General features: G+C 65.0%; 16 protein-coding genes and 1 other RNA gene. 2 read left to right on the forward strand and 15 right to left on the reverse strand.

What is annotated here, in order from left to right:
* From PKA57_RS04245 to hflK, 4 genes are all read right to left on the reverse strand, one after another.
* Nucleotides 1-1,457, reverse strand: a 1,457-nt coding sequence (locus PKA57_RS04245) for a Do family serine endopeptidase (RefSeq protein WP_324297816.1), incomplete at its 3' end; no start/stop codon positions are given.
* A 42-nt stretch (nucleotides 1,458-1,499) separates the two neighbouring features.
* On the reverse strand, nucleotides 1,500-1,685 hold the full coding sequence (locus PKA57_RS04250; RefSeq protein ID WP_324297817.1) for a DUF2065 domain-containing protein: 186 nt from the start codon (nucleotides 1,683-1,685) through the stop codon (nucleotides 1,500-1,502).
* Between the two features lie 11 nt (nucleotides 1,686-1,696).
* Nucleotides 1,697-2,584, reverse strand: coding sequence for a protease modulator HflC (gene hflC / locus PKA57_RS04255; RefSeq protein ID WP_324297819.1), 888 nt, complete (start codon nucleotides 2,582-2,584; stop codon nucleotides 1,697-1,699).
* Nucleotides 2,581-3,717 carry an FtsH protease activity modulator HflK gene (hflK, locus tag PKA57_RS04260; protein ID WP_324297821.1) on the reverse strand — a complete coding sequence of 379 codons (1,137 nt, stop codon included), beginning with the start codon at nucleotides 3,715-3,717 and terminating at the stop codon, nucleotides 2,581-2,583. The genes hflC and hflK overlap by 4 nt, the downstream gene beginning before the upstream one ends.
* A gap of 245 nt (nucleotides 3,718-3,962) precedes the next feature.
* Here hflK and PKA57_RS04265 point away from each other — a divergent pair, with 245 nt between their 5' ends.
* The gene (locus PKA57_RS04265) at nucleotides 3,963-5,129 is read left to right on the forward strand and encodes an Mrp/NBP35 family ATP-binding protein (RefSeq protein WP_324297823.1); all 1,167 of its coding nucleotides are present in this window, start codon (nucleotides 3,963-3,965) and stop codon (nucleotides 5,127-5,129) included.
* An 83-nt stretch (nucleotides 5,130-5,212) separates the two neighbouring features.
* Here PKA57_RS04265 and PKA57_RS04270 read toward each other — a convergent pair whose 3' ends face one another.
* The 11 genes from PKA57_RS04270 to PKA57_RS04320 form a co-directional block, all read right to left on the reverse strand.
* Nucleotides 5,213-5,560: a hypothetical protein gene (locus PKA57_RS04270; protein WP_324297825.1), complete on the reverse strand. Its 348-nt coding sequence runs from the start codon at nucleotides 5,558-5,560 to the stop codon at nucleotides 5,213-5,215.
* Nucleotides 5,561-5,697: 137 nt separating this feature from the next.
* Complete coding sequence (locus PKA57_RS04275; RefSeq protein WP_324297826.1) at nucleotides 5,698-6,060, reverse strand: hypothetical protein; 363 nt, start codon at nucleotides 6,058-6,060, stop codon at nucleotides 5,698-5,700.
* Nucleotides 6,061-6,184: 124 nt separating this feature from the next.
* Nucleotides 6,185-7,102 (reverse strand): SMP-30/gluconolactonase/LRE family protein, encoded by a 918-nt coding sequence (locus PKA57_RS04280; RefSeq protein ID WP_324297828.1) that lies wholly within the window; start codon nucleotides 7,100-7,102, stop codon nucleotides 6,185-6,187.
* A 43-nt stretch (nucleotides 7,103-7,145) separates the two neighbouring features.
* Nucleotides 7,146-8,432 (reverse strand): NAD(P)/FAD-dependent oxidoreductase, encoded by a 1,287-nt coding sequence (locus PKA57_RS04285; protein WP_324297830.1) that lies wholly within the window; start codon nucleotides 8,430-8,432, stop codon nucleotides 7,146-7,148.
* A complete protein-coding gene (locus PKA57_RS04290) occupies nucleotides 8,429-8,980 on the reverse strand; it encodes a GNAT family N-acetyltransferase (protein ID WP_324297832.1) in 552 nt (183 codons plus the stop codon). Before PKA57_RS04290 ends, PKA57_RS04285 begins: the two co-directional genes overlap by 4 nt.
* Before the next feature lie 10 nt (nucleotides 8,981-8,990).
* Nucleotides 8,991-10,100: an S-(hydroxymethyl)glutathione dehydrogenase/class III alcohol dehydrogenase gene (locus PKA57_RS04295; RefSeq protein WP_324297833.1), complete on the reverse strand. Its 1,110-nt coding sequence runs from the start codon at nucleotides 10,098-10,100 to the stop codon at nucleotides 8,991-8,993.
* Between the two features lie 66 nt (nucleotides 10,101-10,166).
* Nucleotides 10,167-10,979, reverse strand: a complete 813-nt coding sequence (locus PKA57_RS04300) for a dienelactone hydrolase family protein (RefSeq protein ID WP_324297836.1) — start codon at nucleotides 10,977-10,979, stop codon at nucleotides 10,167-10,169.
* Nucleotides 10,976-11,491: a dihydrofolate reductase gene (locus tag PKA57_RS04305; protein ID WP_324297838.1), complete on the reverse strand. Its 516-nt coding sequence runs from the start codon at nucleotides 11,489-11,491 to the stop codon at nucleotides 10,976-10,978. Before PKA57_RS04305 ends, PKA57_RS04300 begins: the two co-directional genes overlap by 4 nt.
* A gap of 141 nt (nucleotides 11,492-11,632) precedes the next feature.
* The gene (locus tag PKA57_RS04310) at nucleotides 11,633-12,427 is read right to left on the reverse strand and encodes a thymidylate synthase (RefSeq protein ID WP_324297840.1); all 795 of its coding nucleotides are present in this window, start codon (nucleotides 12,425-12,427) and stop codon (nucleotides 11,633-11,635) included.
* Nucleotides 12,428-12,577: 150 nt separating this feature from the next.
* Nucleotides 12,578-14,053 carry an iron ABC transporter permease gene (locus PKA57_RS04315; protein ID WP_324297842.1) on the reverse strand — a complete coding sequence of 492 codons (1,476 nt, stop codon included), beginning with the start codon at nucleotides 14,051-14,053 and terminating at the stop codon, nucleotides 12,578-12,580.
* Nucleotides 14,054-14,268: 215 nt separating this feature from the next.
* Nucleotides 14,269-15,288 (reverse strand): Fe(3+) ABC transporter substrate-binding protein, encoded by a 1,020-nt coding sequence (locus PKA57_RS04320; protein WP_324297894.1) that lies wholly within the window; start codon nucleotides 15,286-15,288, stop codon nucleotides 14,269-14,271.
* A gap of 121 nt (nucleotides 15,289-15,409) precedes the next feature.
* Between PKA57_RS04320 and ssrA the strand changes: the two genes are divergently transcribed.
* Nucleotides 15,410-15,764, forward strand: a transfer-messenger RNA (tmRNA) gene (gene ssrA / locus PKA57_RS04325).
* The last annotated feature ends 45 nt before the right edge of the window (nucleotides 15,765-15,809 follow it).

The raw sequence follows: 15,809 nt of genomic DNA on the forward strand, positions 1-15,809 counted from the left end.
TCGACCGGCACGGCCGCGAAGCGCGAGCTGCCCCCGCTCAGAAGGCGCAGCAGAACGGATTTGCGCCCGGCTTTCTTCGCGTCGTTGACCGCCGCCACGACATCCTGCGGCCCCTTCACCGGGGTTTGTCCGGCCTCGACGATGACATCGCCCGGCTTGACGCCCTTCCCTTCGGCCGCGCTCGAAGGCTTGACGCCTGCCACCACCGCGCCGCCTGTCCCCGCATCGAGCTTGAAGCGCGCGCGAACGTCCGGCGTCGCCGCGAGGAGATCGAGGCCCAGGATCTGGACCTTCTCCTGGGCAGGCGGCGGCGCGATCTTCTGCGCCACGGCCGCCTCATCCGCCTCGACGAGCTTGGCGACCCTGATCTTCAGGCGCATTTCCTTGCCCGCCCGCATGACCACGATGGTCGCCTGCTTGCCGATCTCCGTCTCGGCAACGATGCGCGGCAGGTCGCGCATTTCGCGGATGTCCTGCCCGTCGAACGCCGTCACGAGATCACCCGTCTCGATCCCCGCCGCTGCGGCCGGACCGCCCGGCGTGACGCCCGCGACGAGCGCCCCATGCGCGTCGGCAAGTCCGAGCGTCGCGGCGATTTCCGGCGAGACGGACTGGATGCGCACGCCGATCCAGCCGCGCCGGATCTGGCCATAGCGGAGAATCTGATCGACGATCGGCGCAATCGTGCTCGATGGCGTCGCAAAGCCGATGCCGACGGATTCACCCGAAGGCGAGATAATGGCCGTGTTCATGCCGATCACCTCGCCACCGAGCGAGAAGAGCGGGCCGCCCGAATTGCCGCGATTGATGGCGGCGTCGGTCTGGATGAAGTCGTCGTAATTGCCGGCATGGATGTCACGATTGAGCGCCGACACGATGCCGGTCGTGACCGAGCCGCCAAGGCCGAACGGATTGCCGATCGCCACCACCCAGTCGCCGACGCGCAGCTTCCTCGAATCTCCGAACGTCACATAGGTGAGAGGCCGCTTCGCCTCGACCTTGAGCACGGCGATATCCGTCTTCTCGTCCCGGCCCCTGACCTTCGCCGGCAGGGTCGTGCCGTCGGAGAAGGTGACGTCGATCCGGTCGGCGCCTTCGATGACGTGATTGTTGGTGACGATGATGCCCGCCGGGTCGATGACGAAGCCCGAGCCGAGCGACTGGACCTTTTCGGGCCGGCCGGGCAAGGCGGGTATTCCCGGCTGCCCCTCGAAGGGCGCGCCCTCGTCAGGAATGCCCTCATCGTCCGCGCCCGCGCCGCCGGGAAGCGTCTGGCTCGTCGAGATGTTGACGACGGCGGGCGAAAGCTTCTGCGCCAGTTCGGCAAGGCTCTGCGGCACCATGCGCGCGGCCGCTTCGAGCCGCGCCGTCCCCGCTGCCGACAGGACGAGAAGAACCGCGAATGCAAGCGCCGCCCGACGGCCCCATCCATCGCTTAGCCACCGAACTCGGCTCATGAAACGCTCCCGATCGCCGTCACCAGAGCCCGTTCCCGGGCTCTACCCCCGCACCAGCCAGACGAGCACAACACCGCTTGCCAGCGCAAGCAGTCCGCCTGCCCTGAGCGCCTGATCGGGCTGGGTTCCGAGAGATGCGAGCGCGCGCCGCATGGCCCCGGGAAAGGCGGCATAGAGCGCGCCTTCGATCGCGAGCACCAGCCCGAGCGCCGAGAGCAGCTCCGTCACTTGCCGCTCCCTCAGCGCTTCGCGCCCGTGCTGCCCGTTTCGCTGCCGAAATAGCTGAAGAACTCCGAATCCGGCGCGACCACCATGGTCGTGCTGTCGCCCTTGAGGCCCTTCTTGTAGGCCTGCATGGAGCGATAGAAGGAGAAGAACTCCGGATCCTGGCCAAATGCCTCGGCGAAGACCTTGTTGCGCTCGGCGTCGCCCTGACCGCGCGCGATCTGGCCGTCGCGTTCCGCATCGGCGAGGATCACGGTCACGTCGCGGTCGGCGCGGCTGCGGATGCGCTGGGCCTCTTCCTGGCCTTGCGCGCGGATTTCGGCGGCTTCCCGCTCGCGCTCCGTCTGCATGCGGCGGAAGATCGCCTGGCTGTTGGCTTCCGGCAGGTCGGCGCGACGGATGCGCACATCGACGATCTCGATGCCGAGATCGGTCGTCGCATTGCTGAAGGCGACCTGGATCTTCCGCATCAGCCCGGCGCGATTGTCGCGCACCAGCGCCTCGAGCGTATTGTCGCCGAGCGTATTGCGCAGCGCGGAGCCGAAGCTCGGCTGAAGCCGCGTCTCGGTCAGCCGGGGATCGCGAACCGCCTGATAGAACTTCAGCGCATCGACGATGCGGTAGCGCGCGAAGGCGTCGACGACGAGCCGCTTCTGGTCGGAAGCGATGATTTCTTCCGTCGGCGATTCCAGATTGAGGAGCCGCTTGTCGATGTAAACGACGTTCTGGATGAAGGGAAGCTTCCAGTGCAGCCCCGGCTTGGTGATGACGCCGCCGCGCGGATCGCCGAATTGCAGCACGATCGCCTGCTGCGTCATGCTGACGGTGAAGAGCGACGAATAAAGGACGACGATGGCGACGAGGAGCGCTGCGCCCGCGCCGATGCCTACGGACTTGTTCATTGGCGTGCCTCCGAGCCGGCCGGCGAAGCGGCGGACGATGTCGTATCCCCGGCGGACGAGCCGGACCGTGTCTGCGGCCGCAGGCCCGAAAGCGGCAGATAAGGCAGCACGTTCTTCTCGTTGGGAGAGATGATCACCTTGTTCACGTCGCCAAGCACGCCTTCCATCGTTTCGATATAGATACGACGGCGCGTCACATCCTTCGCCTTCTTGTACTCGTTGTAGATCGAGATGAAGCGCTTCGCCTCACCCTGCGCCTCGGCGACGATCTGCTCGCGATAGGCTTCCGCAGCCTGCGTGATCTGCGCCGCGTTACCGCGCGCCTTGGGAACGACGGTATTGGCGTAGGTATTCGCCTCATATTGGAGGCGTTCCTGGTCGGCGCGCGCCGCCTGCACGTCGCGGAAGGCGTCGATGACGGCCGCCGGCGGATCGACCTTCTGGAGCTTCACCTCGGTGATGGAGATGCCCGCGCCATAATCATCGAGCGCCTGCTGCATCAGATCGCGAACCTTCGACTGCACCTCGGTCCGGCCGGTCGTCAGCAGTACCTGGATCTTCGACTGGCCCACGACCTCGCGCATGGCGCTTTCGGCGATCGCCTTCACGGCGCGGTCCGGGTCCTCGACCTTGAAGAGATAGCTCGCCGCGTCCTTGATGCGCCAGAAGACGGCGAAATTGATGTCGACGATATTCTCGTCGCCCGTCAGCATCAGCCCTTCATCGCCGCCACCGCCGCCCTCTCGTGTGCCGATATCGGTGCGGTTGACGCGCGTCACCGTCGGGAACGCCACGCTCTCGATCGGGTAAGGCAGCTTCATGTGAAGGCCGGGCGGCGCCAGGCGAACGAATTCGCCGAAGCGCGTCACGATGCCCTGCTGGTCGGTATCCACCCGGAAGAACGAACTCCAGACGAGAAGCGCGACGATGAAGAGGCCGAAAACGATGAAAGGCCCGCTCGAGCCGCCTGTTCCGCCCGGCAGAATCTCACGGAGCTTTTCCTGCCCGCGCTTGATGAGTTCGTCGAGATCCGGCGGCTGATTGCCGCCACGCGATGGCCCCTGCCCCCAAGGGCCCCTGTTGCCGCCGCCGCCCTGCCAGCCGCCGCCGCCGTTCTGATTGCTCCAGGGCATCAAAAATCCTTTGAAATGAAGAGGATGATCCGGTGTTGGATTTGGACGTACCCGGGTTTATATGACACTCACCTTCCCGGTGCAACGCATTGGCGGGACAGTGCGCCGCAGGCAAAATCGCACGCAACGCAACTTTATCGCGCTTATGATGCGCTTGGCGCGGCGCCGATCCGCCCCGCCACGCGCGCGCAGACAAAACGCCGCAGAGAAAAATTCCCGCTGAGCGATATTCCCGAGTGAGACCGATGAGCAGCGTTACTCAGAATGACATCGTCAAGGCGCTTTCGGGCGTCATCGACCCCGCGAGCGGCAGAAATGTCGTCGCCGCCGGCCTTCTTCGCGGACTGATCGTGCGCGATGGCCATATCGGCTTCAGCCTCGAGGTTTCGCCCGAGCGCGGCCCCTCGATGGAGCCGGTCCGCCGCGAATGCGAGGAGGCGGTGCGCAAGCTGCCCGGCGTTCTGAGCGTCACGGCCGTCGTCACCGCCCATCGCGATCAGCCGCAGCCGGCCCCGCGCCCGGCGCCACAGCCACAGGCCGCCCATGGTCACGACCATGGGCACGGGCAGCGGCGCACATCCGCCCATGCGGGCCCGATCCGCGTGCCCGGCGTCGCCGCGATCGTCGCGGTCGCCAGCGGCAAGGGCGGCGTCGGCAAATCGACCGTCGCCGTCAATCTCGCATTGGGCCTTGCGAAACTCGGCCGCCGCGTCGGCCTGCTCGATGCCGACATATACGGCCCCTCCATCCCCCGCATGCTCGGTATAAAGGGCAAGCCCGAGGCCAATGCCGAAACGAAGAAGCTCATTCCCATGAGCAATTACGGCATCAAGACCATGTCGATCGGCTTCCTTGTCGATGAGGACACGCCGATGATCTGGCGCGGGCCCATGGTCCAGTCCGCCCTGACGCAGATGCTCATGGATGTCGAATGGGGCGAGCTTGATGTGCTCATCGTCGACATGCCGCCCGGCACGGGCGATGCGCAACTCACCATGGCCCAGCGCGTGCCGCTGACCGGCGCCGTGGTCGTCTCCACGCCGCAGGACATCGCCCTCATCGACGCGCGCAAGGGCTATGCGATGTTCGAGAAGACGCATGTCCCCGTCTTCGGCATCGTGGAAAACATGGCCTATTTCGTCAGCCCCGGTTCGGGCGAGAAATCCTACATCTTCGGCCAGGGCGGCGCGCGGCGCATGGCCGAAACGCTGGGCTGCGATTTCCTCGGCGAGGTGCCGCTCCATATGAGGGTGCGCGAAACCTCGGACGCCGGAACGCCGGTCGTCGCCACCGCGCCCGATAGCGAGGAGGCGCGCCCCTTCATCGAGATCGCCCGCCGCGTCGGCGCGCATCTCGACCGCGCCCTTTCATCGACCGAACACAGGGCGCCGAAGATCGTCATCGAGGACTGAGGCGAAATCCGAACGCAAGAGAAACGAAAATGGCCGGCTCGCAAGAACCGGCCATTCGCATTTCGAGCCGTTGGTGGCGGCGTTCAGCGGCCCGCCTTCAGCGTGGCCTGCTCCTTGCTGCCATCCGGCGCGGTCAGTTCCCACGCATCGCCCACATTGTGGGCTTCGGCGGCGACGCAATAGGGCTTGGCGTCCGGCGCCGCATTGTCCGCCGTGAAGCAACCCTGGCTGCCGTCGATCTTCCACTTGCCGCCGACCGACTTGCCGTCGGCGAGCGTCTGGGAATAGGTGCCATCCTTGTTGATGTGGACGGCGCGCTCGCCCTGCGCGTTCGAGACGACGACGGTGTTGTCGTAATAATTGGCGAACGGATCGTCCGCGGCGAGCGAAAATCCGGTGAACGCAAAAAACGCAACAAGGACACTGAACATCAGGCGCATTTTCTTCTCCCTGATTGATGACCCTGTGCCCGTGGGGCACGGCATGGTGACATGCTCACATGCACCCGCAAGGCCCGTTTCGTGGCCGGAACGGCCCCGGGACAGCGGAAGTTCCGATGAAATCCGGCTCAGCGGCCGGCCTTGATCGTGATGGTGGTCTGCGTGCCGTCGGCGCCGGCGACCTGCCAGCTGTCGCCGACATTATGCGCTTCGGCCTTGGCGCAGAAGGGCTTGGCATCCGCCGCCGGTGCCGGGTTCGTCTGCGTGTAGCAGGCCTGATCGCCGTTGATCGCCCAGGTGCCGCTCACCGTCGAGCCATCCGCGAGCTTGGTCTGGTAGGTGCCGTCCTGGTTGACGAAGGCGTGCATCTCGCCCGAATTCGGGTTCGAGAGCACGACCGTGTTGCCGTAGTAGCTCTCGAGCGGATCGGCGGCATAAGCCGCACCTGCGAACGCAACCAACGCAACGACTGTCGTGAAAGAAATACGCATTCCAGCCTCCCCATTTCGTAATGCGGGTTTCCCCCGCTGGCGGCGGCATCATTGCATGCGATTCGCAACGGCGGAAGCGCCGTTCCGCAGCCGGAATTTCCGGCTGCGGACTTGTATTGCGCGACTACTTGTTGAGGAAGTTGAGCGGCAGTCCGCTCACCGGCCAATCCATCGAGATGAGCCGCCCGCTTGAGGAGAGCGTGATATAGGCCGTTTTCAAATCCTTGCCGCCGAAGCAGATATTGGTGGTAAGGAAATCGTCCGTCGGCGTATGGGTGATCTTCGAGCCGTCCGGCGAGAAGGTCGTGATGCCGCCATTGAAGATCGTCGCGACGCAGATATTGCCCTGCGAGTCGACGGCGAGGCTGTCGAAGAAACAGAGCTGTGGACCGGAGCCGACATAGCGGCCGGGGAGCGGCCCCGCCTGCTTGGCGATCTCGCCCGGCGCCACGATGTCGAACGCCCAGAGACGGCCGGGAATGGTGTCGGCGACATAGACGGTCTTTTCGTCAGGCGAGAGGCCGACGCCATTCGGCGAGACGATGGGGAAGATCACTTCCTTGATCATCGAGCCGTCGATCTTGGCGTAGTAGAGCCCGCCACGATCCTGCGTGCGCCCGCGGCCCTTGCCGAGATCGGTGAACCAGAAGCCGCCATGCTTGTCGAAGACGATGTCGTTCGGCCCGTTGAGCGGAATGCCGTTGCATTCGCGGTAGAGCACTTCATGCTTGCCGGTCTTGAGATCGACGCGCTCGATGCGCCCGCCCGAATAATCCGCAGGCGCATCGCCCGGAATGAGCGCGCCATCGACTTCATGGAACTCGAAGCCGCCATCGTTGCAGACATAGCAGGCGCCATCGGGCCCGATGGCCGCGCCGTTCGGGCCGCCGCCCAGCTCGGCGATGACCTCGACCTTGCCCGCCGCGGTGACGCGCGTGAGCGTGCCGCGCTTAATCTCGACGAGAATGATGCTCCCGTCGGGCATGGCGATCGGCCCTTCCGGGAACAGCAATCCGCTGGCAATGAGTTTCGCGTTCGACATCAAATCCTCCCTGATCCGTTTCGATCTGATTTTTTGAGTGCCGTCATTCTGTCAATGCGCCGCCTGGAGAGCAATGGCCGATGACGGCCGCGGCGCGCTCGACCGCGTCTATTCCGGAAAGGAACGCACCCTGAACGGTTGAGAACCAGCGCGGATGAACCGCCTCGCCGGCGAGAAAGACGCGCCCGCCAATGGGCTCTGCGAGAATGCGCCGGTCGTCGCCATGGCCCGGCAGCGCGCAGGAATAGGCGCCGAGCGTATGCGGATCGCCGCTCCATGCGGTCGTAACGGCCTTTTCGAGATGCGCGAGGATCGACGTGCCGAACATGGTGACGAGCGCGTCGCGCGCCGTCTCGATCATCGCCGCCTCGCCTGCCGCCTCCATCTCGGCGGCGAAACGCCCGCCGAGATAGGCGATGGCGAGTTCCGCGCCGAAGGGGCGGATCTGAAAGCTGAGCGCATGGCGCGAGGGCGCGCGTTCGTCCATGAAGGAGGCATGGCTCGTATCCGGCAGGCCGAAGACATCGCGCGAGAATTTGAACGCCACCTTGTTAGCGGCGCCCGTGCGCACATTCTCGAGCGCGCCCTGAAGCCTCGCAGGAACGCCCGGCCTGAAGCGGATGAGGCCGCGCGCGAGAACATTGGTCGAAACGGTGACGATGGCGCTGCGCGCCCGGATCGTGCCCTTCGGCGTCTCGATCGCGACGCCCTGCCCGCTCCAGTCGATGGAGGTCGCGGCCGTCTCGAGGCTCACGGGAATATCCGCGCCATAGGCTTCGATCAGCGCGCCATAGCCTCTCGCCAGCGGCCAGTTCTCGCCCGTATCCTCATAATGCCAGAGATCGAGCGTCGAGATTTCTTCCGGGGGCAATCCGCTGATCGCTTCGTCGACATGCTCGATGAGCCTGTACCAGCGCGATCCCCGGTCGAGCGCCGCCGCCACGGGAACGTCGCGCCCCTCCGCGTCCAGCGCATCGACGGCGCCGAATGCTGCGTCGATCGTGCAAGCATAGTCGTCGCATTCCCGCCCGTCGGCCCATCTCATGCCGAGATGAAGATGCCGCGTACGAAAACTCTGCCGTTTGAGATAGGGATGGCCGAGTTCATCCGCGATGCGCGTCAGCGGATTGACCGATGCGGAGTGAAGCCAGTGCGCGCCGCGATCCCACGCCACGCCGAGCGAGGCGGTGTCCGTATGCGTGCGGCCGCCGATGCGGGACTTCGCCTCGATGAGCACGAAGGTGAGCCCCAGTTCCCTCGCGCGCTTCGCCGCCGCAAGGCCCGCCGCGCCCGCGCCGATGATCGCAATGTCGGCATCGCCCGCCATCATGTCCTGATCCAGTAGCTGAGCTTCGGCCTGCCCGTCTCGGGATCATGGGGGGTGAAGCCGTCCAGCACGCCGCCATTGGCGGCGATGACCTTTCTCGATGCCTCGTTATCCGCGTCGCACGTCACCAGCACGCGGCGCAAGCCCTCGGCGCGCGCCACCGGAAGGATGAGCCGAAGCGCCCGCGTCGCATAGCCTCGCCTGCGCTTCCACGGCACGATCGAATAGCCGATATGCCCCGGCACATGCGGCGGCAGATCTTCCGTACCGCGCTGAAAGCGCAGGCCGATCGCTCCGCAGAACTCACCGTCGTCGATCCAGAAAATGCGGAATGGCAGGCGCGGCACCTGGCTGCCATCGGCAAGCGTCACCATGCCCTTCTCGTCGGTGAGATCGCGGAGAAAGCCTTCCGGATCGGCCTCGACCGCCTCCAGCTCCTCCGCGCTCACATCGCGCATCGTGTTCGGCGACCAGCCCGCGCGCAGCGCCGCCGCATACCCGCCGAGAAGCGCGGCACAGGGTGCGACGAGGCTGATCTGCGATGCGCTCAAGGGGCCTCCCTCAATAGACGACCACCGAGCGGATCGACTTGCCCTCATGCATGAGGTCGAAACCCTTGTTGATGTCCTCGAGCGGCAGCGTGTGGGTGATGAGATCGTCGATGTTGATCTTGCGGTCCATGTACCAGTCGACGATCTTCGGCACGTCCGTGCGTCCACGCGCGCCGCCAAAGGCCGAGCCCTTCCACACGCGGCCGGTGACGAGCTGGAAGGGGCGCGTCGAAATCTCCTGCCCCGCGCCCGCGACGCCGATGATGGTCGAGACGCCCCAGCCGCGATGGCAGCATTCGAGCGCCTGGCGCATCGTGGTCACATTGCCGATGCACTCGAAGCTGTAATCCGCGCCGCCGCCCGTCAGTTCGACGATATGGCCGACGAGATCGCCCTTCACTTCCTTCGGATTGACGAAATGCGTCATGCCGAACTGGCGGGCGAGCGCCTCGCGCGCGGGATTGATGTCGACGCCGACGATCATGTCGGCGCCCACCATCTTCGCGCCCTGAATGACGTTGAGCCCGATGCCGCCAAGGCCGAAGACGACGACATTGGCGCCCGCCTCGACCTTCGCGGTGAAGATCACCGCGCCGATCCCCGTCGTCACGCCGCAGCCGATGTAGCAGACCTTGTCGAAAGGCGCGTCCTTGCGGATCTTCGCCACCGCGATCTCGGGGAGCACCGTGTAATTCGCGAAGGTGGAGCAGCCCATATAGTGCAGCACCGGCTTGCCCTTCCATGAGAAGCGGCTGCTGCCGTCGGGCATCAGGCCCTTGCCCTGCGTCGCCCGGATCGAGGTGCAGAGGTTCGTCTTGTGGCTCGTGCAGCTCTTGCACTGGCGGCACTCGGGCGTATAGAGCGGGATCACGTGATCGCCGACCGCCACCGAAGTGACGCCGGGGCCGACTTCCACGACGACGCCCGCGCCCTCATGGCCGAGAATGGCGGGAAAGAGCCCCTCGGGGTCTGCACCCGAAAGCGTGAACGCATCTGTATGGCAGATGCCTGTTGCCTTGACCTCGATCAGCACCTCGCCCGCCCGCGGCCCCTCGAGTTGCACCGTCTCGATCTCGAGTGGCTTTCCCGCTTCGAATGCCACCGCCGCGCGAACGTCCATCGCCATATCCTTCTTTCAAGTTTTGAGATCACTCATTCTGGCGGCGCTGCGCCAGCGCCTCAAGCTCTATCGCTCCGCCATCGCCGCCGTGAAGAAAGCGACGGCGTTGCTGTGCGCCTTCTCCGTTGCGGCCGGATTGTAGCGCATGATCACGCGCCCGCCCTTGCCCTGATTTCCGAAGGGATCGCTCACCTCGACATCGACGCCCGGCATGTCGAAGCCGTGATGCGCCTCCGCCATGACCTCGATGCGGATTTTCGCGCGGTCGCTTTCGTCGAGCGCGGCCACGAGCTTCGCCGAGATCTCCGGGTCGTTGTCATATTGGTCGAGCGCGCCGGTGACGAGCAGCAAGGGCGCATCGACGAGATTGCCGAACTCGAAGCCCGGCACGCAGTTGAAAATCCAGGCCGAGGGATAGACGGGCATGATCGCCCTGAAGGCGCCGCCCGGCAGGAAGACGTCATTATGCCCGCGCGTCGCCGCCAACATTGCCGCCGCGCCGCCGAAGGAGAAACCGGCAACCCCGATGCGCGCCGCATCGACCTTCGGATGGGCGGCGAGAAAGGCCCGCGCGCCATAAAGATCCGGCAGCGTCTCCTGAACGGATTTCGGCCGTCCCCCGGCGCCGCCCGCAAGGCCGCGCGCCGCCCAGAGATCGGGCTCGAGCGTCACGAAGCCCGCCGCGTTGAACGCATCCGCATAGCCGCCCTCGCGCGCCGAAGGCCCCGCCGAGCCATGCAGCAGAATGACTGCGGGCATCTTTCCTTCGACATGCGAAGGAATTCTGAGCCGCGCGGCGATGACGAGCGGCGTCTCATGCAGCGAAGGAAAGGTGATGTAGTGAAGGCTCGCCGAAAGGTTCATCTCGGAGGTGGTCATTTCCGCTCCAGCACGACAAAGGAATAATCGGCGCTGTCCTTCTCGCCCGCGCCATGCCGCTCGCGCGAAACCTCGCGCCATGCCGCCCGGTCGAAAGTGAAATACGTATCGGCCTCGGGCTTCGCATGAACTTCGGTGAGATAGATGCGCGTCGCCCGCGCCAGCGCCTGCTCGTAGATCTGCGCGCCGCCGATCACCATCGCCTCACCCGCGCCACCTTCCACCGCCAGCGTTTGCGCATGCGCGAGCGCCGCATCGAGCGATGAAAAAACTTCCGCGCCCGCCGCCTCGAAGTCCCCGTCCCGCGTGACGACGAGATTGGGCCGCCCCGGCAGCGGCTTTCTCGGCAGCGTGTCCCATGTCTTGCGGCCCATGATGACGGGCTTTCCCATGGTCACGCGCTTGAACCATGCCATGTCGCTCGAAAGCCGCCACGGCATGCCATTGTCGCGGCCTATGGCGCCATTTTCCGCAATGGCGACGACAAGCGCGATATGAACCTTGTCCGTCATGGGGCGGGGCTTACCTGAGATGCTGCACGCGCAGCGGCTCGGGATCGAGCGGCCGCGTGTTGAAATTGATGGCGATCATTCCGCCAATGGCGAGGGCGAGCATGACGAGCGTCAGCAGCACGGTCACGAGCCGCTGCCGCCTCACACCGCGACCGGGGCGGCGATGTGCGGATGGGCGTCGTAGCCTTCGAGCCGGAAGTCATCATAGGTGAAATCGAAGATCGACTTCACATCGGGATTGATGTGCATGCGCGGCAGCGGCCTCGGCTCGCGCGAGAGCTGCAAATTCGCCTGCTCCAGATGATTGAGATAGAGATGCGCGTCGCCGAAGGTGTGGATGAACTCGCCCGCCTCGAGCCCCGTCACCTGCGCAACCATCATGGTCAGCAGCGCATAGGATGCGATGTTGAACGGCACGCCGAGGAAAATATCCGCCGAGCGCTGATAGAGCTGGCAGGAGAGCTTTCCGTCCGCGACATAGAACTGGAAGAGACAGTGGCAGGGCGGCAGCGCCATCTGATCGACATCGGCGACGTTCCAGGCCGAGACGATGAGGCGGCGCGAATCCGGATTCCGCCTGATCTGTTCGACGACATTCCTGATCTGGTCGATCTTCTCGCCGGAAGGCGTCGGCCATGAGCGCCACTGATAGCCATAGACCGGGCCGAGATCGCCCTTCTCGTCCGCCCATTCGTCCCAGATGCCGACGCCGTTCGCCTTGAGATAGGCGATGTTGGTGTCGCCCGCGAGAAACCACAGAAGCTCGTGAATGATCGATTTCAGATGCAGCTTCTTCGTCGTGACGAGCGGAAAACCCTCGGCAAGATCGTAGCGCGACTGCCAGCCGAAGACGCTGAGCGTCCCCGTTCCCGTGCGGTCGGTTTTTCTTGTGCCGTGGTCGCGCACATGGCGCATCAGATCGAGATACTGTTTCATCGCTGCCGCTCGATTCGAGTGTTCCGATAGTCTAGAACCTCGCGCCCGCCCCCGGTAGCGGAAAGCGCCACTCACCTTCTGTCGGTGCAGGCGGCCAGAGCGCCGCACATGGTCTGTGGATAAGTCGCATTCCGCCGGAAATGGCGGATTTCAGTCGCCCGCCTGCGCCGAAGGCCGCGCCAGCCGCGACAGCAGCACCACCGGCAGGAGCCCCGCCAGCACGATCAGAAGCGCGGCGATCGCCCCGTCCTCATAGGTGCCGCGGGCCGCCTCGGCATAGAGATGCGTAGAGAGCGTCTCGAAATCGAGCGGTCTCAGAAGCAGTGTCGCCGGAAGCTCCTTCATGCAATCGACGAAGACCATGAGCGCGGCGGTGGCGAGCGCCGGGCGCAGCAGCGGCAGGTGGATGAGCCGCATCAGCGCCATGCGGCTCGCGCCGAGCGTGCGAGCCGTCTCGTCCACGGCGAGGGAAATCTTCGCCAGCCCCGCCTCGAAACCGTTCACCGGCATCACGAGAAAGCGCGCCGCATAGGCATAGATGAGCGCCGCGCCGGAGCCTGAAAGGAGAAGCCCTGTCGATATGCCGAAGACGTCCCGGGCAAGCCCGTCGACCGCATTGTCGAAATTCGCTAGCGGCGTGAGAAGCGCGAGCGCCATCACCGTGCCGGGCACCGCATAGCCGAGCCCCGCCATGCGCCCGGTGAACGCGGCGGCGGCGCCGGGCGCCACCCGCGCCGCATAGGCGACCGCGAAACCCGCCGCCAGCGTCACCACCGTCGCGATGGAGGCGACGAAGGCCGTATTCGCCGTCTCCGTCACGATGGAAGGCGAAAGGCCGTCCGCCTGCAACCGGCTGAGAGTTTCCCAGACGAGATAGCTTGCCGGAACGAGAAAGCCGAAAATGACCGGCAGGCTGCCTGCGAAAAGCATCGCCGCGCCAACGATGGGTCCCAGCCGCCGCACGGGCATGGGCTCGACGCTTTCGGAGGACACCGCCTCGTCGCCATGCCGCCTGCCCCATCGCTCGATCAGCATCAGCGCCACGACGATGGCGAGCATGATGAGCGCGATCTGCGCCGCGCCAGGCAGGCTCGAACGGTTGATCCATGTGGAGTAGATCGAAACCGTGAAAGTGCGCACGCCGAGGAATTCGGCCGCCCCGATATCGTTCAGCGTTTCGAGAAGCGCGAGGCTCGCGCCGACCGCGATGCCGGGCCGCGCGAAGGGCAGCACGACGCGGAAGAAGACCGCCGCGCGGCTCGCGCCGAGCGTCTGCGCAGCCTCGATCATATTGGCGGGTTGCAGAAGGAACATCGCGCGGGTCGAAAGATAGACGTAAGGATAGAGCACGAGCCCCAGCAGCAGGATGCAGCCCCCCATCGAGCGGATGTCGGGAAGCCGCAAGGCGCGCGGATCGGCAATGCCGAAAATCTCGCGCAGCGCGCTCTGCACCGGGCCGATCGGATGGAGAATGTCGAGATAGGCGAAGGCCACCACATAGGTGGGAACGGCGAGCGGCAGCAGCAGCGCCCATTCGAGCACGCGCCTGCCGGCGAAATCATAGGCCGTCACGAGCCATGCCGTGCCGACGCCGATCGTGAGCACCATCGCCCCGACACCGGCCATCAGAACGATCGTTCGCCTCGCCGCGCCGGGAATGACATTCGCGACGAGATGCGGCCACAGATCGCCCGAGCCCTGCGCCGCGATGAGCGCCAGCGTGACGAGCGGCAGCAGGATCAGAAGGGCGACGATGGCCGAAACGGCCAGCCAGCCGAATTCCGCCCGGCTGCGGCGAACCCGCCGGGCCGCCGCAGTCGCGCGCGCAAGGCTTCCCTGTATCAGCTATCGAACTCCACTTTGTCGACGAGCTCGCTTGCCTGCTTGCGATGCGCGGAAATTTCGGTCAGCGCAACCGGATCGACCTTGAGGGGCCCGAGCGCCTCGATCAGCGGCGCGATCCTGACGCCCTGCTTCACCGGATACTCGAAATTGGCTTCCGCATAAAGAGCCTGGCCCTCATCCGAGACGAGGAATTCGAGAAGCGCGATCGCCTCCTGCCTGTGCGGCGCATGTTTGGCGAGCGCGGCGCCGGACACGTTCACATGCGTGCCGCCCTTTTCGAAGATCGGCAGCACGACATTGATCCCTTCGCCCCAGGCCTTCTGCTCCGGCTTGCCCTTGCCGCTGCGCATGAGCCCCACATAGTAGGAATTGCCGATGCCGATGTCGCAGATGCCGCCGAGAATGTCGCGGGCGATATCGCGGTCGCCGCCGCCGGGCTTGCGCGCGAGATTGGCCTTCACGCCCTTGAGCCAGGTTTCGGTGGCCGCCAAGCCGTGATGCGCGATATGGGCGGCAATCAGCGCCGTATTGTAAGGGTGCTGGCCCGAGCGCATGCAGATCCGGCCCTTCCATTTCGGATCGGCAAGCTCCTCATAGGTGAACGAGGTGAGCGAAGTGAGCGATTTCGACGCATAGAGCACGCGGGCGCGCGAGGAAAGCGCGAACCAGTTGCCCTTGGCATCGCGCAGATTGGCTGGGATCGCCGCATCGAGCGTTTCCGATTTCACCGGCTGGGTCACGCCCTTGTCGGCGAGTTCGATGAGGCTTCCGACATCGACAGCCATCAGGAGATCGGCGGGCGAGTTGCGCCCCTCCGCCGCGACGCGTTCGGCAAGCCCCTCCTTCATGAAAACCGTCTTCACCTTGACGCCGGTCTTCTCCGTATAGGCCTTGAGCAGCGGCTCGATGAGCCCCGCTTCCCGCGTGGTGTAGATATTGATCTCGCTCGCATGGGCGGCGACGGCCGAGAGGCTGGCGGCGGCGGCAAGCGCGAATAGGCGAAGGCGGCGTCTGATCGTCATCTCGTCCTCATCTTCGGGGGAATCGTGCCCCGGCGGCATTCCTGGCGCGGCACTTTATTGAGGGTGAGAATGATTATCAACAACAACCGCCAATTCCTTCCGGCCTGCGACCCCATGCCTTTATTTCGTCGGCGCCACTCCCTATATTCACCCCGTCGGCTTCGGCCGACTATGGCGATAAACGGGCTGTGTAATAAGCCATTCGGACCCGGGGGCGGTACCCGGCGCCTCCACCAGTTTCCCCTGTCGCGGCAGGGTCCATTGGGGGCGAAACAGGATCGACGAGGGTGTAAAGACAGTGCTTTTGCCCGGCATGGTTCCGCCGTTATCGGGCCGTCTTATAGTTGCCAACGACAACTATGCTGAGGCTGCTCTCGCTGCGTAATGCAGTGCCAGCACTTCAAATCAAGCCCTTGCTCCTAGCAGGGTAAGGCGGGGTTCGGGGGTACCTGGCAACAGAAACCCCCACTTTCTTCGCCGACGGGAGCTTCCCTGTCATGCCGAATACCGATCAG

It is taken from the genome of Parvibaculum sp. (assembly GCF_035325945.1).
Taxonomy (GTDB): Bacteria; Pseudomonadota; Alphaproteobacteria; order Parvibaculales; family Parvibaculaceae; genus Parvibaculum.

Coding starts and splice junctions, on each gene's coding strand:
- PKA57_RS04265 (WP_324297823.1), top strand. CDS start 3,963: ATGAGCAGCGTTACTCAGAATGACATCGTCAAGGCGCTTTCGGGCGTC.
- PKA57_RS04285 (WP_324297830.1), bottom strand. CDS start 8,432: ATGATGGCGGGCGATGCCGACATTGCGATCATCGGCGCGGGCGCGGCG.
- PKA57_RS04270 (WP_324297825.1), bottom strand. CDS start 5,560: ATGTTCAGTGTCCTTGTTGCGTTTTTTGCGTTCACCGGATTTTCGCTC.
- hflC (WP_324297819.1), bottom strand. CDS start 2,584: ATGAACAAGTCCGTAGGCATCGGCGCGGGCGCAGCGCTCCTCGTCGCC.
- PKA57_RS04300 (WP_324297836.1), bottom strand. CDS start 10,979: ATGACCACCTCCGAGATGAACCTTTCGGCGAGCCTTCACTACATCACC.
- PKA57_RS04310 (WP_324297840.1), bottom strand. CDS start 12,427: ATGAAACAGTATCTCGATCTGATGCGCCATGTGCGCGACCACGGCACA.
- PKA57_RS04280 (WP_324297828.1), bottom strand. CDS start 7,102: ATGTCGAACGCGAAACTCATTGCCAGCGGATTGCTGTTCCCGGAAGGG.
- PKA57_RS04315 (WP_324297842.1), bottom strand. CDS start 14,053: ATGGCCGGTGTCGGGGCGATGGTGCTCACGATCGGCGTCGGCACGGCA.
- hflK (WP_324297821.1), bottom strand. CDS start 3,717: ATGCCCTGGAGCAATCAGAACGGCGGCGGCGGCTGGCAGGGCGGCGGC.
- PKA57_RS04295 (WP_324297833.1), bottom strand. CDS start 10,100: ATGGACGTTCGCGCGGCGGTGGCATTCGAAGCGGGAAAGCCACTCGAG.
- PKA57_RS04275 (WP_324297826.1), bottom strand. CDS start 6,060: ATGCGTATTTCTTTCACGACAGTCGTTGCGTTGGTTGCGTTCGCAGGT.
- PKA57_RS04305 (WP_324297838.1), bottom strand. CDS start 11,491: ATGACGGACAAGGTTCATATCGCGCTTGTCGTCGCCATTGCGGAAAAT.